The sequence below is a fragment of the Pseudomonas sp. MS01C9 genome, assembly GCF_058202755.1.
This window is the reverse complement of sequence record NZ_CM177073.1, coordinates 4,396,519-4,418,123: the sequence shown is the minus strand read 5'-3', so window position 1 is coordinate 4,418,123 and position 21,605 is coordinate 4,396,519. Positions and strand designations below refer to the sequence as shown.

22 protein-coding genes are annotated in these 21,605 nt (G+C 62.6%); 7 read left to right on the top strand and 15 right to left on the bottom strand.

The annotated features are described in order from the left end of the window. The first annotated feature begins 8 nt into the window (after positions 1 to 8). Positions 9 to 764, top strand: coding sequence for a uroporphyrinogen-III C-methyltransferase (gene cobA / locus AC1M7R_RS20125; RefSeq protein WP_072389113.1), 756 nt, complete (start codon positions 9 to 11; stop codon positions 762 to 764). 227 nt (positions 765 to 991) lie between these two features. Here cobA and AC1M7R_RS20120 read toward each other — a convergent pair whose 3' ends face one another. The 8 genes from AC1M7R_RS20120 to ppsA all read right to left on the bottom strand — a co-directional run bounded on the left by AC1M7R_RS20120 (position 992) and on the right by ppsA (position 9,127). After that, positions 992 to 2,026 (bottom strand): OmpA family protein, encoded by a 1,035-nt coding sequence (locus tag AC1M7R_RS20120; RefSeq protein ID WP_490609857.1) that lies wholly within the window; start codon positions 2,024 to 2,026, stop codon positions 992 to 994. A 108-nt stretch (positions 2,027 to 2,134) separates the two neighbouring features. Next, positions 2,135 to 2,725 (bottom strand): RNA polymerase sigma factor SigX, encoded by a 591-nt coding sequence (gene sigX, locus AC1M7R_RS20115; protein ID WP_053155315.1) that lies wholly within the window; start codon positions 2,723 to 2,725, stop codon positions 2,135 to 2,137. 91 nt (positions 2,726 to 2,816) lie between these two features. Then, entirely contained in the window at positions 2,817 to 3,641 is an 825-nt protein-coding gene (locus tag AC1M7R_RS20110) for a mechanosensitive ion channel family protein (protein WP_072389117.1), read from the bottom strand. 2 nt (positions 3,642 to 3,643) lie between these two features. After that, a complete protein-coding gene (locus tag AC1M7R_RS20105; protein ID WP_371304244.1) occupies positions 3,644 to 3,895 on the bottom strand; it encodes a CrfX protein in 252 nt (83 codons plus the stop codon). A gap of 56 nt (positions 3,896 to 3,951) precedes the next feature. After that, entirely contained in the window at positions 3,952 to 4,947 is a 996-nt protein-coding gene (locus AC1M7R_RS20100; RefSeq protein WP_072430333.1) for a zinc transporter ZntB, read from the bottom strand. 25 nt (positions 4,948 to 4,972) lie between these two features. After that, on the bottom strand, positions 4,973 to 5,464 hold the full coding sequence (rraA, locus tag AC1M7R_RS20095; RefSeq protein ID WP_072389121.1) for a ribonuclease E activity regulator RraA: 492 nt from the start codon (positions 5,462 to 5,464) through the stop codon (positions 4,973 to 4,975). A gap of 137 nt (positions 5,465 to 5,601) precedes the next feature. Next, positions 5,602 to 6,594, bottom strand: a complete 993-nt coding sequence (locus tag AC1M7R_RS20090; protein WP_092179542.1) for an alpha/beta fold hydrolase — start codon at positions 6,592 to 6,594, stop codon at positions 5,602 to 5,604. Positions 6,595 to 6,751: 157 nt separating this feature from the next. Continuing rightward, complete coding sequence (ppsA, locus tag AC1M7R_RS20085) at positions 6,752 to 9,127, bottom strand: phosphoenolpyruvate synthase (RefSeq protein ID WP_072389125.1); 2,376 nt, start codon at positions 9,125 to 9,127, stop codon at positions 6,752 to 6,754. Positions 9,128 to 9,303: 176 nt separating this feature from the next. Between ppsA and ppsR the strand changes: the two genes are divergently transcribed. Further along, a complete protein-coding gene (gene ppsR, locus AC1M7R_RS20080) occupies positions 9,304 to 10,122 on the top strand; it encodes a posphoenolpyruvate synthetase regulatory kinase/phosphorylase PpsR (RefSeq protein WP_042732259.1) in 819 nt (272 codons plus the stop codon). A gap of 68 nt (positions 10,123 to 10,190) precedes the next feature. On the opposite strand, the gene AC1M7R_RS20075 is transcribed toward ppsR, so the two are convergent. Further along, positions 10,191 to 11,033, bottom strand: a complete 843-nt coding sequence (locus AC1M7R_RS20075) for a type 1 glutamine amidotransferase domain-containing protein (RefSeq protein ID WP_490609856.1) — start codon at positions 11,031 to 11,033, stop codon at positions 10,191 to 10,193. A gap of 101 nt (positions 11,034 to 11,134) precedes the next feature. Here AC1M7R_RS20075 and AC1M7R_RS20070 point away from each other — a divergent pair, with 101 nt between their 5' ends. Continuing rightward, positions 11,135 to 12,031, top strand: a complete 897-nt coding sequence (locus tag AC1M7R_RS20070) for a LysR family transcriptional regulator (protein WP_072389129.1) — start codon at positions 11,135 to 11,137, stop codon at positions 12,029 to 12,031. A 189-nt stretch (positions 12,032 to 12,220) separates the two neighbouring features. Here AC1M7R_RS20070 and AC1M7R_RS20065 read toward each other — a convergent pair whose 3' ends face one another. The 5 genes from AC1M7R_RS20065 to AC1M7R_RS20045 form a co-directional block, all read right to left on the bottom strand. Further along, positions 12,221 to 12,448: an MbtH family protein gene (locus AC1M7R_RS20065; protein ID WP_072430330.1), complete on the bottom strand. Its 228-nt coding sequence runs from the start codon at positions 12,446 to 12,448 to the stop codon at positions 12,221 to 12,223. Positions 12,449 to 12,532: 84 nt separating this feature from the next. Continuing rightward, on the bottom strand, positions 12,533 to 13,945 hold the full coding sequence (locus tag AC1M7R_RS20060; protein ID WP_072389133.1) for an aspartate aminotransferase family protein: 1,413 nt from the start codon (positions 13,943 to 13,945) through the stop codon (positions 12,533 to 12,535). A gap of 119 nt (positions 13,946 to 14,064) precedes the next feature. Then, complete coding sequence (locus AC1M7R_RS20055) at positions 14,065 to 14,571, bottom strand: GNAT family N-acetyltransferase (RefSeq protein ID WP_072389135.1); 507 nt, start codon at positions 14,569 to 14,571, stop codon at positions 14,065 to 14,067. A 127-nt stretch (positions 14,572 to 14,698) separates the two neighbouring features. Beyond that, positions 14,699 to 16,030 carry a sensor histidine kinase gene (locus tag AC1M7R_RS20050; RefSeq protein WP_072389138.1) on the bottom strand — a complete coding sequence of 444 codons (1,332 nt, stop codon included), beginning with the start codon at positions 16,028 to 16,030 and terminating at the stop codon, positions 14,699 to 14,701. Beyond that, positions 16,027 to 16,707 carry a response regulator gene (locus tag AC1M7R_RS20045; protein WP_072389140.1) on the bottom strand — a complete coding sequence of 227 codons (681 nt, stop codon included), beginning with the start codon at positions 16,705 to 16,707 and terminating at the stop codon, positions 16,027 to 16,029. Before AC1M7R_RS20045 ends, AC1M7R_RS20050 begins: the two co-directional genes overlap by 4 nt. Positions 16,708 to 16,881: 174 nt before the next feature. Here AC1M7R_RS20045 and dsbD point away from each other — a divergent pair, with 174 nt between their 5' ends. From dsbD to dsbG, 3 genes are read left to right on the top strand one after another with little or no spacing between them, the layout of a single operon-like run. Next, positions 16,882 to 18,609 (top strand): protein-disulfide reductase DsbD, encoded by a 1,728-nt coding sequence (gene dsbD / locus AC1M7R_RS20040; RefSeq protein WP_337349381.1) that lies wholly within the window; start codon positions 16,882 to 16,884, stop codon positions 18,607 to 18,609. Further along, on the top strand, positions 18,609 to 19,478 hold the full coding sequence (locus AC1M7R_RS20035) for a TlpA family protein disulfide reductase (protein ID WP_072389144.1): 870 nt from the start codon (positions 18,609 to 18,611) through the stop codon (positions 19,476 to 19,478). The genes dsbD and AC1M7R_RS20035 overlap by 1 nt, the downstream gene beginning before the upstream one ends. Further along, a complete protein-coding gene (dsbG, locus tag AC1M7R_RS20030) occupies positions 19,454 to 20,221 on the top strand; it encodes a thiol:disulfide interchange protein DsbG (protein WP_072389146.1) in 768 nt (255 codons plus the stop codon). Before AC1M7R_RS20035 ends, dsbG begins: the two co-directional genes overlap by 25 nt. A 106-nt stretch (positions 20,222 to 20,327) precedes the next feature. On the opposite strand, the gene AC1M7R_RS20025 is transcribed toward dsbG, so the two are convergent. Next, positions 20,328 to 21,134 (bottom strand): alpha/beta fold hydrolase, encoded by an 807-nt coding sequence (locus AC1M7R_RS20025; RefSeq protein ID WP_072430328.1) that lies wholly within the window; start codon positions 21,132 to 21,134, stop codon positions 20,328 to 20,330. 191 nt (positions 21,135 to 21,325) lie between these two features. Here AC1M7R_RS20025 and AC1M7R_RS20020 point away from each other — a divergent pair, with 191 nt between their 5' ends. After that, entirely contained in the window at positions 21,326 to 21,592 is a 267-nt protein-coding gene (locus AC1M7R_RS20020; protein ID WP_072389150.1) for a hypothetical protein, read from the top strand. The last annotated feature ends 13 nt before the right edge of the window (positions 21,593 to 21,605 follow it).

The window sequence follows — 21,605 nt, the reverse complement described above, 5'->3', positions numbered from 1 at the left end:
AAAACACTATGAACGCAAAAGTCTGGCTGGTGGGTGCAGGTCCTGGCGACCCGGAATTACTGACCCTCAAGGCCGTGCGCGCCCTGCACGAAGCCGACGTGGTGCTGATCGACGATCTGGTCAATGGCGCCGTGCTTGAGCATTGCCCCACCGCACGCGTCATCGCCGTGGGCAAACGCGGCGGATGCCGATCCACGCCACAAGCTTTCATCCATCGCCTGATGCTGCGCTATGCCCGCCAAGGCAAATGCGTGGTACGCCTCAAGGGCGGCGACCCGTGCATTTTCGGCCGGGGTGGTGAAGAGGCGCAGTGGCTACGTGAACACGGTGTCGACGTTGAGCTGGTCAACGGCATCACCGCCGGCCTGGCGGGCGCCACCCAGTGCGACATCCCGCTGACCCTGCGCGGGATCGCCCGGGGCGTGACGCTGGTCACGGCCCACACCCAGGACGGCAGCAGCCTGAACTGGCAGGCGCTGGCCCAGAGCGGGACGACCCTGGTGGTGTACATGGGGGTGGCGAAACTGAGTGAAATCCGCGAGCAACTGCTCAAAGGTGGCCTGGCGGCGAATACCCCGGTGGCCATGATCGAAAACGCTTCCCTGCCCCACCAGCGGGACTGCCGCAGCGACCTAGCCTCGATGGAAGCCGACGCCAGCACGTTCGAGCTCAAGAGCCCGGCAATCCTGGTCATCGGGGCAGTAGCGGCTGGCGCGCAGTTAACCCAGGCACAACAGACCTGGGTCCAGGCAGCAGCGTTGTAACCGCAAACAACAAACCTGTGGGAGCGAGCCTGCTCGCGATAGCGGTCAGTCAGTCAACCTCTCTGTTGGATGATCCGACACATCGCGAGCAGGCTCGCTCCCACAATTGATCGTTGGCGCTCACAGAATCACCACTCACCGCAGCTATTGTATTGGTTCCTCACTCATAAATCGCAGGCAAAGAAAAACCCGGCCTGAGCCGGGTTTTTCCACAAGCCTTGGGCTAATTACTTGCCTTGGGCTTCTACTTGAGCTTCTACGCGACGGTTTACAGCGCGGCCAGCTTCAGTGGCGTTGTCAGCGACTGGGCGGGATTCGCCGTAGCCAACAGACTGAACGCGGGACGATTCAACACCGTACTGGTTGGTCAGAACTTCCTTAACGGCTTTTGCACGACGCTCGGACAGCTTCTGGTTGTAAGCATCAGTACCGACGGAGTCAGTGTGACCTTCAACAGTGGTGCTGGTCGATGGGTACTGCTTCATGAAGTCAGCCAGGTTCTTGATGTCGCCGTAGCTGTTAGGCTTGACAACCGACTTGTCGAAGTCGAACTTCACGTCCAGCTCAACACGTACGACTTCAGCAACTGCTGGGCAGCCATCAGCGTCAACGGTTACGTTGGCTGGGGTGTCAGGGCACTTGTCGACGTTGTCGCACACGCCGTCGTTGTCGCTGTCGGAGCAGACTTCAGCCGGAGCTGGAACTGGAGCAGCGGCAGGCTTGGAACCGCCACCGAAGTTCACACCGATACCGACGCTAGGAGCCCACTCGGTGTCGCCCTGGTCGATGTTGTACTGAGCTTCAACGCCAGCACGGGCGTAGAAGTTGTCGGTGAAGTACAGCTTGGCACCGCCGCCCACGTTGGCGAAGGTGGAACGGTTACGGCTGTTGCTGCCGTTCTGGTCGATGCTCTGGTCGGAGAAACCGGCCGAGACGTATGGACGCAGCATGTCACCTGGGTTGTTGAAGTGGTACAGGGCATCCAGAGCGGTGTTGGCGCCCTTGACGTTGGTACCGTCTTCAGTGCGTGCGTTGTGCACTTCGTCGTAGGCCAGACGCAGTTCTACGTCGTCGGTCAGGAAGTAACCGATCGAACCGCCGAACAGGTTGCCGTTGTTTTTGAAGTCACGAGCGCTGTCGAATTGCTCTTTCTTGGCGAAGCCTTCGATTTCAACTGCGCCTTGGCCTTGTGCCAGCGCGCCGAACGAAGTAGCGGCAATAAGAGAACCAATGGCAAAGCCCAAGGTGTTTTTCAGTTTCATCCGTTAAATCCCCATCTGGTGATTGTGAAGCAGTCCCGCAAACCGGGGGACAACTCGGCGGCAAGTCTATCAGAACTTGCCTACACGTAAGAGATATTTGCGCCGAAGTTAAGTTTCAGCAATGCCTGCAAATTTCTCACGCAGCTTATCGAGAGCGCGCTTGTAACGCATTTTTGTCGCGCTCAAACCCATGTGCATTATGTCTGCGATCTCCTGGAACTCCAGTTCTGCGACAAATCGTAGCACCAGAATCTCCCTGTCGATCGGGTTCACATAAACCAGCCAGCGATCGAGTCCACCCTTTTCCTCGGGCTTGGGCGCCTTTTCATCAGACGCTTCCTCGAGAGGGTCCAGGCTCAACGCGTCCATCAAGCGACGCTTTCGCCGTTCCTTGCGATACTGTGTGATGCATTCGTTGTAGGTGATGCTATATAGCCATGTCTTGAACTTCGATTTCCCCTCGAAGTTCTTCAGGCCGTAAAGCACCTTCAACATCACCTCCTGACAGACATCGTCAGCATCGCGATCGTTCCCCAGATAACGTGCACAGACGTTAAATAATGTTCTCTGGTAACGGCGCATCAACTCTTCGTAAGCACGTGTTACGTGGAACAGCTCCGTATGCGCGCGCGCAACCAACTCCTCATCGGAGAGATCACGGGGGTCATAGCGCGTGGATAGCGATTGGGGTTTGTTCAAAACAAGTCGGGCCGACGGTCTAGGTCAATGTGCGCCGCAGCCTGCGATAGCAGGCATTTTGCGGCGGCATACATTAGCAGAGTTTGCCGGGTTAGCGGCTACTCACATGCTGCTCCAGCAGGATCCGATTGGAGAGCGACACCAGTTCGCCCTCATCGGTCAGCAATGTGGTCTTCACCGTGCCGATCTCCTCGATCTGGCCTTCGACCTCGCCAACACGCACTTGTTGTCCAACCTCATACAGCTCACGCACATAGATTCCCGCAAGAATCTGGCCGGCGATTTCCCGGCTTCCCAGTCCCATGGCCAGCGCAATCGCCAGACCAACGGTAATCAATACGATCACGATCACATGGTTGAGCAGGTCGGTCTTGACCTCCAACTGGCTGATCGCGACGGAAATGCTGATGATGATCACCAGGCCCTGGGCGATACGTCCAAGACCCGATGCATAATCCAACCCCACGCCTTCGGCCGCGCCGCGCACCAGGCCGTTGACCAGTTGTGCCAGCAGGACCCCTACCAGCAACACCAGCGCAGCGCCGAAAACCTTCGGCAGATACAGCGCAAGCATATCGAGCGTAGCTGAAACTCGCTGCAGGCCAAGGGATTCGGCTGCGGAAACCAGGAAAATAAGCAATACGAACCAATAGACGATCTTGCCGATCAGGGTCGAGATCGGCACCTGGATACCGCCACGGGACAGCAGCTTGGTCAGGCCGGTGCCCCCCATCAGACGGTCGAGGCCCAGCTTGGCGAGCAGCTTGGACAGCAGCGTGTCGAGCAGCTTGGCCACCACGAACCCCAGCAACACCACCACCAGGGCGCCGAACAGGTTGGGGATGAAGTTAGCCACCTTGGTCCACAACGCAGTCATTGCCGCGACAAGGCTCTGGGTCCAGAGATTCAATTCCATATTCAGTCAGCCTTATGAGCGGTGCGAGTAGCAGGTTTACGACGGGAAACCGGCGAGACATGGGCCGAGCCGTTGTTCAAGGCGATCATCAGCGCGGGCACCCAGCGGCCCAGCAGGCTGAAAAGATCGCCGGCGCCGACCTGGCGGTTGGCGGTTTTCAGTACACGTCCCAGGCAGGCATCGTCGTCGCGGCTGGACGGCGAGGCCTTGAGCATGTCGCGCAAAGACTGTTCAAACGGATCGTGCATATGCACCTCTCGTGATGTCTGTGGAAGACGCGATCAGAATTCTTCGGGTCACATGAAACCCATCACACCCAGCGCAAGCGGCGGAACAGCCACCATTGCCCCAACGCCACGCAGACCATCAGCAGGCAAGCGGCGAGGAAGCCGTACGGGCTTTCGGAGAACGGAATACCGCCCACGTTGATGCCCAGCAGACCGGTGAGAAAACTCATCGGCAGGAAAATCCCGGTGATGATGCCGAAGCGGTACATGGTGCGGTTCATGCGCACGGAAAGACGCCGGTCCTCGGCCTCCAGCACCAGCCCCACGCGCTCGCGGGCCAGTTCCAGCTCCTCGAGGTAGCGGGTCAGGCTGTTGTTCAGTTCATTCCAGTAGTCACCGTCGTCTTCGACGAACCAGGGCAACTTGAGCCGCGACATCTGGCCGAAAATGTCCCGCTGTGGAGACAGGAAGCGCTTCAGTCCGGCCGCCCGCCGACGGATGTGCAAAATGGCGTCGTGCTCGGGGGTGTACCGTTCGTCGGCATCGAGTTTTTCTTCCTCGCCGTCGACGATTTCCGAGAGATGGGACACCAGGTCCTGCACTTTGTCGGTCAGGTATTGCGCCATATAAAGGATGAGTTCCGAAGAGTTTCTCGGCCCCTCGCCCTCGGCCAGGTGCGCCAGCAGTTCATCGGTGGCGCGCAATGGACGAAGGCGCAGGGAAATCACCCGCTGGGCAGACGCGAAGATGCGCACCGAGACCATGTCTTCCGGCTCGGCCCCCGGGTTGAGGTTGATCCCCCTGAGAAACAGCAGCAGCTCGGCGTCGGGCAATGGCAGCAGGCGTGGCCGGGTGTTCTCCTCGAGCAGCAGGTCACAGTTGAACTCGCTGAGGCCGCTGGACTTGCGCAGCCAGGTGTGGGTCTGCGGATGACTGCGATCCCAATGCAACCACAGGCTTTCATGCGCCTGCAGCTGCAGATCGTCCAGTTCGGTCCGGGCTATCGAACGCGCACCACCTTTACCATCCAGCACCAGGGCATGCACCAGCCCCCATTGCGCGTTTTCTTCCTCGAACATCCTCATCCCTTACGGCTTTGACGCTTCATTCAGGCATTTGCAGCGGGCTGGGCGAAACGATCACGCCGTTATTGTCCGCATAGACATATTCGCCCGGACGGAAGGTCACGCCGGCAAACGTCACGGCTACATTGAGATCGCCGATACCGCGTTTATCGGTCTTCATTGGATGGCTGGCCAGGGCCTGGACGCCGAGGTCGGTCTGGGCAATGACATCCACATCGCGGATGCAGCCGTAGATCACAAGGCCCTCCCAACCGTTTTTCGCAGCCTTTTCGGCGAGCATGTCCCCCAGCAAGGCCCGACGCAGGGAACCGCCGCCGTCGACCACCAGCACCTTGCCGTTGCCCTTGAGCTCAACCTGCTCCTTGACCAGCGAATTGTCCTCGAAGCACTTGATGGTCACGATTTCGCCACCGAAGGAATCGCGGCCACCGAAATTGCTGAACATCGGCTCCACCACCTGAACCAGGTCCGGGTAGGCGTCGCACAGGTCGGGCGTGAGGTAATGCTTCATCGAATGACTCCCGCAAGGGCCCTGGAAGGGCTGAACGTCAGGCTGAATGAATAACCGTTTATGACCGAAACAGCGTAGCGCGTCATATCTTAGCCGTAAGCCGGGCAGAGCGGAATGCCCCTGTCAGAGCTCCCGCTTCAAACCGCCTCGGCCAGAATGGGCTGGCTCGCCGGCAATGGCGCGCATTGTTCCTCCAGCCAACGCACCACCAACGGCCATACTTCGGCCTGCGCGGCCTTGCTGACCAGCATTTCCACATGGCCGAAATCGTCGCTGAAGCCCTGCTCCCGGCCCAGGCAGACGAACTGCTTATGGGCGGAGCCGACCTGGTCGAAGAGCTTGCGGCAGGCCCAGGTCGGATCCTGGTGGTCGCCACTGGCACTGACCGCCAGTACCGGCACCTGCACATCGGCCAGGCCCGCCCACCAGTTTTTTTCAGCGTCGCCGAAACGCCCGAACAGGCCATACCAGCGCATGCTCTCCAGTGCCAGGCCGATGGGCTCGTCCTCCGGGCCACGCTTGAGCCTGGAACCGGAGAGTTGGGCAAACCGCTTGAGGATAAACCGACCGCCCCACTCCACTGGCGGGATCTTCAACGGCCAGTAGGTTCGACTGACCTGGGTCCCGAAAAACGCCGCCGACGCCACGGCCGGCTCCCCCAGGTAATGACCGCCCAGGGCCGCAGCCAGGGTAATGCCGCCCAGGGAGTGACCGATCCAGTGGGGCACCTGCCCGCTCTGCTCACGGACAAAGGCACCGATGGCCGGCAGATCGTAACGGGCATAATCGGCCACGCGGTTCTTGCGGTAGTCCAGGTTGCGCTGGGACAGGCCGTGACCGCGCATTTCGGGAATCCACACGTCGAACCCCAGTCGCGCCAGGTAGGCACCCAGGCCCAGGCCCTTGGGCGAATACCAGAAGCGCCGGTTGGAAAAACTGCCATGCAACAGGATCACCGGAACGCCACGGACCGCTTCGGTGGCATCGGCCATGCCCAGGCGCGTGACGGCCAGTTCGACGCTGTGGTCCGGACTGTTTCCAGGTTTCAAACGATAGACATCTTCGCTCAGATCGCCACGCCGCTCAGCGCTGATCAGGGCGACAGGAAAAAGGTCGCTGCTGCTTTGCATAATCTTCTTGCACAAAAAAAGACGACTGTGGGAGCGAGCTTGCTCGCGATTGCGGCGGATCAGCAAAATAATCTTGGCTGACACACCGCTATCGCGAGCAAGCTCGCTCCCACAAAGGTTACCCGGCTTACATTACCGGTGAGGCCCCTTCACGCGATCAGACCGCGCCTTGCCCCTCGGCCAGGAAGAACCAGGTTTCCAGCACGGAGTCCGGGTTCAGCGAAACGCTTTCGATGCCCTGCTCCATCAGCCACTTGGCCAGGTCCGGGTGGTCCGAAGGGCCCTGGCCGCAGATGCCGATGTATTTGCCGGCCTTGTTGCAGGCGGCGATGGCGTTGGCCAGCAGCTTCTTGACCGCCGGGTTCCGCTCGTCGAACAGGTGCGCGATGATCCCCGAGTCGCGGTCCAGGCCCAGGGTCAGCTGGGTCAGGTCATTGGAGCCGATGGAGAAGCCGTCGAAGAACTCGAGGAATTCTTCGGCCAGGATGGCGTTGGACGGCAGTTCGCACATCATGATCACGCGCAGGCCGTTTTCGCCACGGGCCAGGCCGTTTTCCGCCAGCAGGTCGACGACCTGGCTCGCTTCGCCCAGGGTACGCACGAACGGCACCATGATCTCCACGTTGGTCAGGCCCATGTCATTGCGCACACGCTTGAGGGCGCGGCACTCGAGCTCGAAGCAATCACGGAACGACTCGCTGATGTAGCGCGAGGCGCCGCGGAAGCCCAGCATCGGGTTCTCTTCTTCCGGTTCGTAGAGTTTGCCGCCGATCAGGTTGGCGTATTCGTTGGACTTGAAGTCCGACAGACGCACGATGACCTTTTTCGGCCAGAAGGCCGCTGCCAGGGTGCTGATGCCCTCCACCAGCTTCTCGACATAGAAGCCGACCGGATCGTCGTAGCCGGCGATGCGCTTGTCGACGCTGTCCTTGATCTCGGATGGCAGGCCGTCGTAGTTCAGCAGTGCCTTGGGGTGCACGCCGATCATGCGGTTGATGATGAACTCCAGGCGGGCCAGGCCCACGCCGGCGTTGGGCAACTGCGCGAAGTCGAAGGCGCGGTCCGGGTTGCCGACGTTCATCATGATCTTGAACGGCAGCTCCGGCATGGCGTCCACGGAGTTCTTCTTGATGTCGAAGCCCAGCTCGCCTTCGAAGATGTAGCCGGTATCGCCTTCGGCGCAGGAAACGGTCACACCCTGCCCGTCCTTGAGCAGCTCGGTGGCGTTGCCGCAACCCACCACGGCCGGGATGCCCAGTTCACGGGCGATGATCGCCGCGTGGCAGGTACGGCCGCCGCGGTTGGTGACGATGGCGCTGGCGCGCTTCATCACCGGCTCCCAGTCCGGGTCGGTCATGTCGGAAACCAGCACGTCGCCGGCCTGGACCTTGTCCATCTCCGAGACGTCCTTGATGATCCGTACCTTGCCGGCGCCGATGCGCTGGCCGATGGCGCGACCTTCCACCAGCACGGTGCCGGTTTCCTTGAGCAGGTAGCGCTCCATGACGTTGGCCTGGGTACGGCTCTTCACGGTTTCCGGGCGGGCCTGGACGATGTACAGCTTGCCGTCGTCACCGTCCTTGGCCCATTCGATGTCCATCGGGCACTTGTAGTGTTGCTCGATGATCATCGCCTGCTTGGCCAGTTCGCTGACTTCGGCGTCGGTCAGGCAGAAACGGGCGCGGTCGGCCTTGTCCACATCGACGGTCTTCACCGAGCGACCGGCCTTGGCTTCGTCGCCGTAGATCATCTTGATGGCCTTGCTGCCCAGGTTGCGGCGCAGGATCGCCGGGCGACCGGCCTGCAAGGTGCTCTTGTGGACGTAGAACTCGTCCGGGTTCACCGCGCCCTGGACGACGGTTTCACCCAGGCCATAGGCGCCGGTGATGAATACCACGTCACGGAAGCCCGATTCGGTGTCCAGGGTGAACATCACACCGGCGGTGCCGGTTTCGGAACGGACCATGCGCTGCACACCCGCCGACAGGGCCACCAGCTTGTGATCGAAGCCCTGGTGCACGCGGTAGGAAATGGCACGGTCGTTGAAAAGGGAGGCGAAGACTTCCTTGGCCGCGCGAATGACGTTCTCCACGCCGCGGATGTTCAGGAAGGTCTCCTGTTGGCCGGCGAAGGACGCGTCCGGCAGGTCTTCGGCGGTAGCCGAGGAACGCACGGCGACAGCGATGTCGGGGTTGCCCTCGGACAGCTTGGCGAAGGCGGTGCGGATCTCGGTGTTCAGTTGCTCGGGGAACTCGGCTTCCATGATCCACTGGCGGATCTGGGCACCGGTCTTGGCCAGGGCATTGACGTCATCGACGTCCAGGGCATCGAGCGCGTCGTGGATCTGCTTGTTCAGGCCGCTCAGTTCCAGGAAATCACGATAAGCCTGAGCCGTCGTGGCAAAGCCACCTGGCACCGAAACGCCGGCGCCGGCGAGGTTGCTGATCATCTCGCCCAGGGATGCGTTCTTGCCCCCCACATGCTCCACATCATGGACGCCGAGCTTATCGAGGGAAACTACGTACTCTACCAAGGTGATCTCTCCACTAACTGTGTTGGAAAAGCTCAAGGCACCGGTGGCTCCGGGGGAGCGAGTGCCGGCGATATGGCCTGGACCTGGAAAATAAGTGAGAATGCGGGCCACTGGCGGCCGGCAAATCGCGCCTATCATATCCAAGAATCGTCATCAGCTTAAGGCCCAGGGCACAAATGAAACGATCTGCTTTCTTTATTTCCGATGGCACCGGCATCACGGCCGAGACCCTGGGCCAAAGCCTGTTGGCGCAGTTCGAAAACATTACCTTCACCAAGCTGACACGTCCGTACATCGATAGCGTCGACAAGGCGCGGGCCATGGTACAGCAAATCAATAAAGCCGCCGAAACCGACGGTTTCCGCCCGATCATCTTCGACACCATCGTCAATCAGGACATCCGTGAGATTCTCGCAACGTCCAATGGTTTCATGATCGACATTTTTTCCACCTTCCTGGCGCCTCTGGAACAGGAACTGAGCGAGCATTCCTCCTATTCGGTCGGCAAGTCCCACTCCATTGGCCATAACTCCAACTACATGGAGCGGATCGAGGCGGTCAACTTCGCCCTGGACAACGATGACGGTGCCCGCACGCATTATTACGACAAGGCCGATCTGATCCTAGTGGGTGTGTCGCGGTGTGGTAAGACGCCGACGTGCCTGTACATGGCGATGCAGTTCGGCATCCGCGCGGCCAACTATCCGCTGACCGAGGAAGACATGGAGCGCCTGCAGCTGCCCAGCGCCCTGCGCGCCCACCAGCACAAGCTGTTCGGGTTGACCATCGACCCGGATCGCCTCACCGCGATCCGCAACGAGCGCAAGCCCAACAGCCGCTATTCGAGCTATGCCCAGTGCGAATTCGAGGTGCGCGAGGTGGAAAACCTGTTCCGCCGGGAGAACATTCCCCATATCAACTCCACGCATTTTTCAGTGGAAGAGATTTCGGCGAAGATCCTGGTGGAGAAAGGGGTGGAGCGGCGGTTCAAGTGAACCCGCAACAACACAAAACCCCGTGGGAGCGAGCAAGCTCGCTCCCACGGGGTTTGTAGTACTGCAGGCTACTGCGCCAGACGCTTGACCAACGCCTGCCCCACCGTCAGCGCCGAGGCCGGATTCTGGCCGGTGATCAATTCCCGATCCTCCACCACGTGGGCAGTCCACGGTGTGGTGTTGCTGCTGTACTGCCCGCCAGCCTGCTGCAACGCGGTCTGCGGGTAGAATTTCATGCTCCCACCGTCCAGCAGCCCCTTGGCCAACTCTTCTTCCTGATTGCTGATTACCGTCATCCTGTACCCGGCATAGATCCAGTCGGCCTTGGCCGATACCTGGCCTTTAGTCAACTGGCCAACAAAGCCCTTGGCATCAGGCAGGGTCGACAGCAACGCGATCGGCCCGTGGCAGACCAGCGCAGTGGTCTTGCCCTTGCCATGGAAATGGGTCAACACCCGCCCCAGTGAGGCACTGGTGAGCAGATCCTGCATCGGCGCATGACCGCCGGGGATATACAGCGCATCGAACCGGTCCAGGCCCATCTGCTCGACACGAGCCAGGCTGACCACTGGCGATTGCGCGATCGAGGTGATCTTCAGTTGCGCCAGCAGTGCCTCGTAGTGCTTGAGTTCCGCCGCGTCATTGTTGAAGTACATCTTGTCTACCGAAGAGCGATCCAGGGTGGGGGCCTTGCCTTGCGGCGTGGCGAATGTCACCTGGTGGCCCGCGTCCAGCAACAGCTTGACCGGCTGCAGCAGTTCGTTGAGATAGAACCCGGTGGAGAAGACCTTGCCGTCACGCAGGTCCAGGTGATCGGCATCCGACAGGACCACCAGCACGTTATCCGCCTGGGCGGCGATACTGGTGACCGCCAGTGCGGCGGACAAGGCCAGGGTAGTGAGCTTTTTCATGATGACTCCGCAAGATTGGGTTGGGATGCGCTCACTGTATTGATGCCGCTATCGGCGATAAACTCGCCACAAAGAACATCACCTGGCCCCTGGAGGCAACAATGCCCCGTCGATTCGATTATCTGGCTGATGTCGAAGCCTTCGTCACGGTCGTGGAGAAAGGTACGCTCAGTGCCGCAGCGGTGGCGCTGGGCACCACGCCTTCGGTTCTCAGCCGCGCCATCTCGCGGCTCGAAACCCGGCTCGGGGTGCAATTGCTGCGGCGCACTACCCGGCGGTTGAACCTGACCGACGCAGGCCTCCTGTACCTGGAACAGTCACGCTCGGCCTTTGCCATGATCGACGACGCCGAGCGGCGGATCCAGGGCCAGGACGGGCCCCTCACCGGCCGGGTGCGTCTGAGCGTGCCCACCACTTACGGCCATTACCGCCTGCCGCAGTTGCTGGCGCGCTTCGCCGAGGCTTGCCCGCAGGTTCGGATCGAGCTGAGCATCACCAATCGCAACGTCGACCTGGTCGCCGAAGGCTACGACCTGGCGATCCGTCTGGGCCAGTTGCCGGACAGCGGACTGGTCGGGCGTAAGCTCGAGGATGCCCGCCTTTGCCTGGTGGCCGCGCCACAGTACCTGGAACGCGCCGGAACGCCCCGCCACATCGACGAGTTGACGGCCCACGCCTGCCTGCCCTTCGTGATGCCCAGCAGCGGGCGTATCGCGCCGTGGCTGTTTCGGGAAAACGGCGAAGATCGGGAATGGGTGCCGACGGGCAAGGTGCAGGTGTCTGACGACGTACTGGGTATCGTGTCCCTGGCCCAGGCAGGGATGGGCATCTGCCAGACCTATGACTTCATCGTCCGTGAGCGAGTAGAGCGTGGGGAGCTGCGGGTACTGCTGGATGACTTTGGCGGACGCAGTCGACCGTTTTCAGTCATCTACCCGCCCCATCGACAATTGCCGGCAGCGGCGCGGGCGTTGATTGATTTTCTGATCGAGCAATAGCTGGCAACGCCGGCCGACCTCCGTGGGAGCGAGCTTGCTCGCGATTGAGGAGTGCCAGCCGGCATTAATGTCGCCGATCCACCGCTATCGCGAGCAAGCTCGCTCCCACGGTGGCTGATGTGACTGCAAGGTTTGTATGGTCCCGCAGCCTTCCTGTGGAACCCTTTCTTGCTGCCACAGGCTCTACGTTCAGTGGGCCGCAGCCGCCTGCTCGTCCATTTTCTTGCGCAGGCTCAGCGGGCGCATATCGGTCCAGACTTCTTCGATGTAGGCCAGGCACTCCTTCTTGAAACCGCTTTTGCCAACGGTACGCCAGCCCTCTGGAACGGCCTTGTAGTCCGGCCAGATCGAATATTGCTCTTCGTGGTTGACCACGACCTGAAAGAGGATGTCCTCGCGGTCGAATACTGAAGTCATGTGTGTTTCTCCATCGTTGCTCGAGGTTCGCTGCAGCACATGCGCAGCCGGGGTATGTAAGGAACGTCCGGGATCTGGGGAAAATTAGGTATCCGCCACGGCAGCCTTCAAGGCCCGTCCGAAGATTTCGGCGACCCGGTCGACTTCCGCCGCCGAGATGATCAGTGGCGGCAGGAAACGCACCACCGCACCCTGGCGCCCACCCAGCTCCAGGATCAGCCCGCGCTTGAGGCATTCACGTTGCAGCCCGGGAGCCAGGCGGGCATGGGCCGGCGGATGTCCCAAGGCATCCGGGGCGCCAGCCGGGTCCACCAGTTCGACGCCGAGCATCAGCCCACGGCCGCGTATGTCGCCCATCTGCGGAAAATCCCGTTGCAGGCTGTGCAGGTGATCGCTCAGGCGCCGGCCCATGGCGGCGGCATGAGCCGGCAGGTCGTGTTCCACCAGATAGCGCATCACCGCCGAACCGGCCGCCATGGCCATCTGATTGCCGCGAAACGTCCCGGCATGGGCGCCCGGCAGCCAGGTGTCGAGCCAGTCGCGATAAACCAGCACCGCCAGCGGCAGGCTGCCACCGATGGCCTTGGACAGTACCACCGCGTCCGGAATGATTCCGGCATGCTCGAAGGCGAACATCTTGCCGGTACGACCGAAACCGCTCTGGATTTCATCGACGATCAGGGCCACGCCGGCCTGCTCGGTGATCCGCCGCAGGCCGCGCAACCAGTCGACATCGGCCGGTATCACCCCGCCCTCGCCCTGCACCACCTCGACAATCACCGCCGCCGGCAACTGCACACCGGCCTCCGGATCGTTCAGCAGATTCTCCAGGTAGTGCAGATTGGCCTTCACCCCCTCGGCGCCGCCCAACCCGAACGGGCAGCGGTAGTCGTAGGGGTATGGCATGAACTGCACGCCGTTGGCGAGCAAGGCCCCCAGGGGTTTCTTCGGCCCCAGGCTGCCCATCAGGCTCAGCGCCCCCTGGCTCATGCCGTGATAACCACCCTGGAACGACAGGACCGTGCTGCGTCCGGTGGCGGTGCGCACCAGCTTGAGCGCTGCTTCCACCGCGTCGGTGCCGGTGGGTCCGCAGAACTGGATCTTCGCTTCGGCGGCAAACGCCGTTGGCAACAGGCCGAACAGGTCCTGGACGAAGCGGTCCTTGACCGGGGTGGTCAGGTCCAGGGTATGCAGGGGCAACTCGTCGGCCAGCACTTGCTGGATCGCCGCGATCACCACCGGATGGTTATGCCCCAGTGCCAGGGTGCCGGCACCGGCCAGGCAGTCGATGAAGGTCCGGCCCTCGACGTCCTCGACGTACAGCCCCCTGGCACGCTTGAGGGCCAGGGGTATCCGTCGCGGATAACTGCGGGCGTTGGATTCCTGCCGGCTCTGGCGGGCCAGCAGCGGCGATTCGTTGAACTGATAGAGCATCTCGGCCGGCACGGGGCTGACCCGCGCCGGTTCTGCTTCGATAAGGCTGTTGGCGACTGACATTTCTCGACCCCGCAATACACTCAAGTAGTGACCCAAACGGCATACCGCACAGATGCGCATCCGGTCGGGCGCATAGGCAGGTTTTCCTGTCATGGGAAACGCATCAGCACGGTGCGGATTTACCCTTCAGGCAAAGTTGATTGCACCGCCCCCGTCAGTGGCTTGTGCATGGCAATGGCCGCGATTCCGCCGATGGCAAAGGCCTCGGCACTCTGCTCGAAGCCCAGGTGCCGATAGAATCCCTGACTGGTGCGCGTGCTGTTGAGCCGCACCCGGGCGACACCGAGGTCCCCCAGCCACGCCTCGATGTCCCGCACCAGCGCCCGGCCGGCGCCGCGGCGAAACCATTCCGGTTGCACATAGCAGAATGCGATCCGGCCATTGACCGAAGCCATCGCGGTTCCTACCGGACGCCCCTGCAACCGCGCCAGGGTCAGGCGCAACCGCGGATCGGCCAGCCAGGGCTGTATGCGCGCGAGGGTGCTGTTGCGGGTCCAGGCCGCCACGAGGCGCGGGTCGTTACGGTGTTCGGCGGCACAACCGATGCGGATGCAGCGCTCGGCGATCCGGCTGATGATGCCGGCATCGCTGGGCGTGGCTGTGCTGATTTCGATGGGAGCTTGCATAGGCGCGGTCTTCCTCAGTCCTTGAGTCGAGCTGAAAAAAACATAGCCCCGCATGACCCGGGGGCGCCAATGGCAGGTCGTTACCGCAGATGTACGCTCGATGTTCGTAGGGACACAATCGATCCGCTCAACCGGGCAATGCCTGCACCGGCATCGTCAATTCAACCCGCAGCCCATCCGGACGACTGTCGAAATGCAGGCCACAGCCACAACGCTGGACAATGGCCTGGACGATCGCCAGGCCCAGTCCGCAGCCGGTGCTCTGGCCGCTGCGCCAGAAGCGCTGGGTCAGGTGCTGGAGATCGTCGGCGGCAATGCCGGGGCCGTGATCGCGGACCTTGAAGCGTACCCGCTGGCCGATCATTTCCAGGCTCAGTTCCACGTCGGTATCGTCCGGGGTGTGGCGCAGGGCGTTATCCAGCAGGTTGCGCAACGCGGCGATGGACAGTACCGCCGGCATCTGCACCGGCGCATCGGACAGGCCCGGGGCTACGTGCAAGCGAATTCGCCGGGAAGCGCCACCGCCCGCGTCCTGGATCGCCAGTCGCGCGACCTGCTCGGCGCTGCACTGCACGCCATCGTCGAACGACAGGCTGCCTTCGACTCGGGCCAGCAGCAGCAATTGTTCGAGCGTGCGGTGCAGGCGGTCGGCGCCCTCCTCGGCCCGGGCCAGGGATTGATCGCGGGCAGCGCCGTCGGTCATGCGCGCCACTTGCAGGTGCGTCTTGATGGCCGTCAACGGGCTGCGCAGTTCATGGGCGGCGTCGCCGGTCAGCCGGCGTTCCCGCTCGATGGTCTTGCCGATGCGCTGGAACAGCTGGTTCTGGGTTTCCAGCAACGGTCGCAGCTCGCTGGGCAGCGGATGAATCTGCAAGGGTTCCAGGGAGTCGGCACTGCGCCGCATCAACGCATCGCGCATGCGATTGAGCGGTGCAAGGCCCTGGCCGATCCCCAGCCACAGCAGACACAGGCACCCCAGCAGCGCCACGCCTACCGGCACCGAGGCGGCCAGCAGCACAGACATGTTCAAGGCTTCGCGCTCGATCTGGCGGTCGGCGGTGGTGATACGCACATCGCCTCGGGCCAGGGTGAAGCTGCGCCACGGCGCACCGTCGATCATCTGGTCGTGGAACCCCATTTTCTCGGCTTCCAGGGCCTGTTCCGGGGTGCTGTGGCTACGGGCCAGGATCTCACCGCGCAGGGAGCTGACCTGGCAGGCCATGCCCCCCGGGATGTTCAACTGTTCCGCGCTGAAATGTGTGCCCTCGCCCTTGCTGGGCATGGGCGGCAGCTGCTCCAGCAGCCCGGCCACCATCCGCGCCGACGCCACCAGGCGCTGGTCAAGGGAAAACATCATCTGGTTGCGCAGGTCGCTGAGCATCCATGCAGCAGCCAGGGCCCAGATCAGGATGAACGCGGCGCCAAGGGTCAGGCTCAGGCGCAATCGCAGGCTCATCATTTGGAAGTCTTCCCGTCGCCGGCCGGCCCCAGCCGATACCCCAGGCCACGTACCGTCTCGACAATCCCGTTGCCCAGCTTGCGCCGCAGGTGATGGATATGCACGTTCAGGGCATTGCTTTCCAGTTCGTCGCTGAAGCCGTAGACGCTGTCCTTGAGCTGTTCGGCGGACAGCACCCGGCCGCGGTTATGCAGCAAGGCCTGCAACAGCGACTGCTCCCGGCGGGACAGGTCTACCGGCTGGCCCGCCAGCATCGTTTCGCGGCTGCTGGGGTCGTAGGTCAGGCTGCCATGCTCGATCAGGTTGACGCTGCGCCCCGCCACCCGCCGCAACAGCGTGTGCAGGCGAGCGGCCAGTTCCCGCAGGTCGAAAGGCTTGAGCAGATAGTCGTCGGCGCCGGCCTGCAGCCCGTCGACCCGATCGGTCACCGAATCGCGCGCCGTGAGGATCAGCACCGGAATCTCCAGGCCTTGCTGGCGCAATTGCCGCAGCAGCTTGAGACCGTCTTCGTCGGGCAACCCCAGGTCCAGCACCATGACGTCGAATTCGGCCACCGCGAGGATCGCCCGCGCCGCCGATGCCGTTGCCACGTGTTCGACGACCAGGCCCTGGGCCGTCAGGCCGGCGACGATGCCACTGGCGATCAACTCATCGTCTTCGCAGACCAGTACGTGCATGGTAAGCCTCGTGGAAAAAGGTACATTAGGCCGCCGGCCGATTAAGCCGACATTATGCGACGAGTACCGCCCCATGGGCGATCATTGCTGTTGACCCGTCGTCGCCGGGTTAATCGACGGTTAATCGCCGGTCGCCATTGTGCCCTCACTCGCTTCGTTCTAAGGCTTCTCTACATGCGTCGATTGTTTTTGCTGTGGCTGCTCCTGATCTCGGGCCTGGCCCAGGCCGCCAATCCCTTCGAGACAAAACCCGACTTCCTGCCGGTGGAAAAGGCCTTCGTGTTTACCGCCGAGCGCCTCGATTCCGGTGAGACCCAGCTGTTCTGGCAGATCGCCGACGGGTATTACCTGTATCAGCAACGGCTCAGGTTCGACGGCCTGGCCGAGGCGCAGAAACCGACGTTGCCCGAAGGCGAGGCCCACAGCGATGAGTTCTTCGGCGATCAACAGGTCTATCGCCAGGCGCTGGAACTGAAGATCCCGGCGGGCGCCACCGGCAAGATCAAGGTGGGTTTCCAGGGCTGCGCCGACGCAGGCCTGTGCTATCCACCCCAGACCCAGGTAGTCGACCTGGGCGGCGACGCTCCCGCGCCGGCCAATGGCGAAGCGGCGGACCAGGCCCTGGCCAGTGGCCTGCAGCAGCGGGCCCTGGGCTGGAGCCTGCTGGTGTTCTTCGGCCTGGGGCTGCTGCTGGCATTCACGCCGTGCTCCCTGCCGATGCTGCCGATCCTTGCCGGGCTGGTGATGGGCAGCGGCGCGGGTCCCCGGCGGGGCCTGGCCCTGGCCGGCAGTTATGTGATCAGCATGGCCCTGGTGTATGCCGCCATGGGCGTACTCGCCGCGCTGCTGGGAGCCAATCTGCAGGCGCTGTTGCAGCAACCGTGGCTGCTGGGCGCCTTTGCGACGGTGTTCGTACTGCTGGCTTTGCCGATGTTCGGTTTCTTCGAACTGCAATTGCCGGCCGCCCTGCGGGACCGACTGGAAAATGCCGGCCGCCAGCGGCGTGGCGGCAGCCTGCTGGGCGCCGGCGTCCTCGGCGCACTGTCCGGCCTGTTGGTAGGTCCTTGCATGACCGCGCCACTGGCCGGCGCACTGCTGTATATCGCCCAGAGCGGCAATGCACTGCACGGCGGGCTGATCCTGTTCGCCATGGGCATCGGCATGGGCCTGCCGCTGTTGCTGCTGGTGACCGTGGGCAATCGCTTCCTGCCCAAGCCCGGGGCCTGGATGAACGTGCTCAAGGGCGTGTTCGGCTTCCTGTTCCTGGGCACTGCGCTGCTGATGATTCGTCCGGTCATCGATGATTCGCTGTGGATCGGATTGTGGGGCGTGCTGTTGCTGATCGCCGCCTACAGCGCCTGGCGCCAGACCGAAGGTTTCGGTCGTACCGCCTACGTGTGCGGTAGCGCGTCGCTGTTGCTGGGGCTCTGGGGCAGCCTGCTGGTCATCGGTGCGGCAGGCGGCAGCGACGACTTCTTCCAGCCCTTGAAAGTCTACAGCGGCGGCCAGGGCGGCGCGGTGGTCGATGCCCGGGATGCCTTCGTCACGGTCAGCGAACCCGCGGCCCTGCAGCGGGAGCTCGACGCCGCCCAGGCCCAGGGCCAGTGGGTGCTGCTCGACTACTACGCGGACTGGTGCGTGTCCTGCAAGATCATGGAAAAACAGGTGTTCGGCCGTCCCGAAGTGCTGGACGCCCTCAAAGGCGTGCGCCTGCTGCGCCTGGACGTGACTGCCGATACGCAGGCCAGCCGTGAGCTGCTGGAGCGCTATCAAGTGCCAGGGCCACCGAGCCTGCTGTGGATCGGTAGCGATGGCCAGGAGCGTCGCAACCAGCGGATCACCGGGGAAATCGATGCCAAGGGTTTCCTGGCACGCTGGAACGCCACCCGGGATGCTCGCTGATGCTGACGTTAACCCTGGGGACCTTCGCCATTGCCCTGAATCACCTGCTGTTGATCAGCGCCCTGGCATTGGCGACATTCGTTGGCTGGCGAGTGGCCCGGCGCGGTGGCGAGAACCCCGAATCGGTGCTGTTCGTGCTGTTCCTGCTCGGGCTCCTGGCGGCGCGGGTCGGCTTTGTCGTGGCTTATTGGGGCCATTACCGGGACGACCTGTGGCAGATCGTCGACCTGCGCGATGGCGGTTTCCTGGCCTGGCCCGGCATCGTCGCGCTGCTGATCGGCACAACGCTGTGGGCCCTACGTCGTCCGCCCCTGCGCCGGCCACTGGGCTTTGGCGTCGGCAGCGGCCTGTTGTTCTGGCTGGTGGCCACGATGTCCCTGACCCTCTATGAGCAGGGTACCCGCCTGCCGGACATCAGCCTGCGAAACGCCGAAGGCGAGACGGTAAAGCTCACCGATTACCAGGGCGGCCCCCTGGTCATCAACCTCTGGGCCACCTGGTGCCCGCCCTGCCGGCGTGAGATGCCGGTACTGGAAGAGGCGCAACAGCAGCGTCCCGACCTGACGTTCCTGTTCGTCAATCAGGCCGAAAGCATGCAAAGCGTCAGCACCTTCCTCGAAACCCAGGGCCTGAGCCTGGACAACGTTCTGTTCGATGGCAGTGGCCGACTCGGCCAGGCCGTCGGCTCCATGGCCCTGCCGACAACCTTGTTCTATGGCGCCGACGGCCGCCTGCTGGACAGCCACCTCGGTGAACTCTCGGAAGCGAGCCTGGCCCGCGCCCTGGAAAACTTCGAAACGCCGGGCTCGACCGCGGCGCCCCACCCCGTCACAAGGAAATCGCCATGCCCCGCCTCCGCCCTCTGCTGACACTGGCCTTCGCCACAGCGCTGTCCCAAGCCCCCCTGCTCCAGGCCGAGGAGTTGCCGGCAGCCATCAAGAAGATCGAAGCCAAGGGCGCGAAAATCGTCGGCACGTTCCAGGCACCGGACGGACTTCGCGGTTACGCCGCGCAATACCAGAACCGTGGCATGGCGCTTTACCTGACGCCCGACGGCCAGCATGTACTGCTGGGCAACCTGTACGACGCCGACGGCAAGGACCTGAGCGCCGAGCCGCTGCAGAAGCTGGTCTATGCCCCGATGGCCAAGCAGATCTGGAGCAAGATGCAAGCGAGCCACTGGATCGCCGACGGCAAACCGGATGCACCACGCACCGTCTACCTGTTCAGTGATCCCAACTGCCCGTACTGCAACATGTTCTGGGAACAGGCACGGCCATGGGTCAACGCCGGCAAGGTGCAGCTGCGCCACATCATGGTGGGCATCATCCGTGAGGACAGCCCGGCAAAATCCGCCGCGTTGCTGGCCGCCAAGGATCCTGAAAAAGCCCTGGAGAACCATGAGAAGGCCGGCAAGGGCAGCCCCCTCAAACCGCTCAAGGACATACCGCCGGCCATCCAGGCCAAGCTGGATGCCAACTTGCAGCTCATGGACGAACTGGAACTGTCCGCCACCCCGGCGATTTTCTATCTGGATGAAAAAGGCGACCTGCAGCAACAGCAAGGCGCGCCATCACCGGACAAGCTGGTGAAGATACTCGGGCCGAAGTAACCGGCGGCCACCGAAACCTGTGGGAGCGGCAAGCCCGCTCCCACAGGTTTTTATCGTCGTCCACGACATCGGTTTTCGCCCCCCTCCACGGGTCGTGATGGCGGGGTCAGCGGCGTAGAAACTCCAGCAGCGCAGCGGTCACGAACTCCGCGTTCTCCAGGTTGGAGATATGCCCCGCTTGCGGGATCAACCGACAGGGGCAACCGATCAGCCCGGCCATCTCCTGGGCCTCGGACGGCGGCCGTGGCTTGTCCTGGTCGCCACACATCACCAGGGTCCGGCCGGCGTCCAGCTCCGGCAGGCGCGACAGAATGTCGTCCCGACCGAAGATGATCCGTCCCAGCGGCACGATGCTGTCGCGCAGGCGGTCGGCCGGCAAGGCGGCCAGCGTGGCGCGGAACTGTTGGTACAGCGGCGACTGCGGCTCGATGCCCGGCCGGAAGAAAATCGGCACGATGATATCCAGCAAAGGTTCGGCAATGGCCCCGTTCGCCTCGATCTTGTCGAACAACGAGAAATAATACTGGCGGGTCGGCTCCGGCTCGACGCCCACATAAGTGTCCATCAGCACCAGTGCCTGCAGCCGCTGGGGCGCCGCCAGCGCCAACCGGGTGCCCCACATGCCGCCCACCGAAAGCCCCACCAGGCTGAAGTCATCGACGTCCAGTTGGTCCATCAGCCCCAGCACCTGGCGAGCCAGGTCGTCCAGGGAGGTCATGTCCTGCGGCAGACGCCCGGATTGGCCGTGGCCCCACAGGTCCGGGGCGATCACCCGGTAATGCCGGGACAAGGCCTCGATCTGCGGCGCCCACATGCCGTGGTCCCACAAATAACTGCTGCCCAACACCACCACCGGGCCCTGGCCCTGGTCGAGGTAGTGAAGCGATTGTCCATCAAGGGTTGCAAAGGGCATCGAGGACCTCCTTGTGAATATGGAAAGTTTGAATGCGCAAAAACCTCGGCAGCCTGCCGTGGCATGCAGCGATCCGTCAATGCAAGGGATGATCCCGTCCGTAGGGTACCTGTCAGCTATGACAGTAGTTTTGCCCGGCCACCGGCGATAGGGTGAGGACTCGATCAACCATCACCGGATGGAGAACCGCCATGACCAAAGCCGAGCTTCAGGCGTTCGCCCAGGCACAAGTGGATCTTTTGAAGCCCAAAGCCGCCGATACCCAGAAAGCTTCCGGACAGCGGGCCAAAGGAAAACTGATGTTCTACGAGGCACTGCTGGCCGTTTACGGCAACACCCAGACCCCGGAACAATTCGGTTTGCTGGATGCCGTCAACGATACCTTCCAGGAAATCGGCGCATTCGCCTCCGGCGTCACCTTTTTCAGCAAACCGGAAGAATGCTGCCGCACCCCATGACGCGCCCACAGGG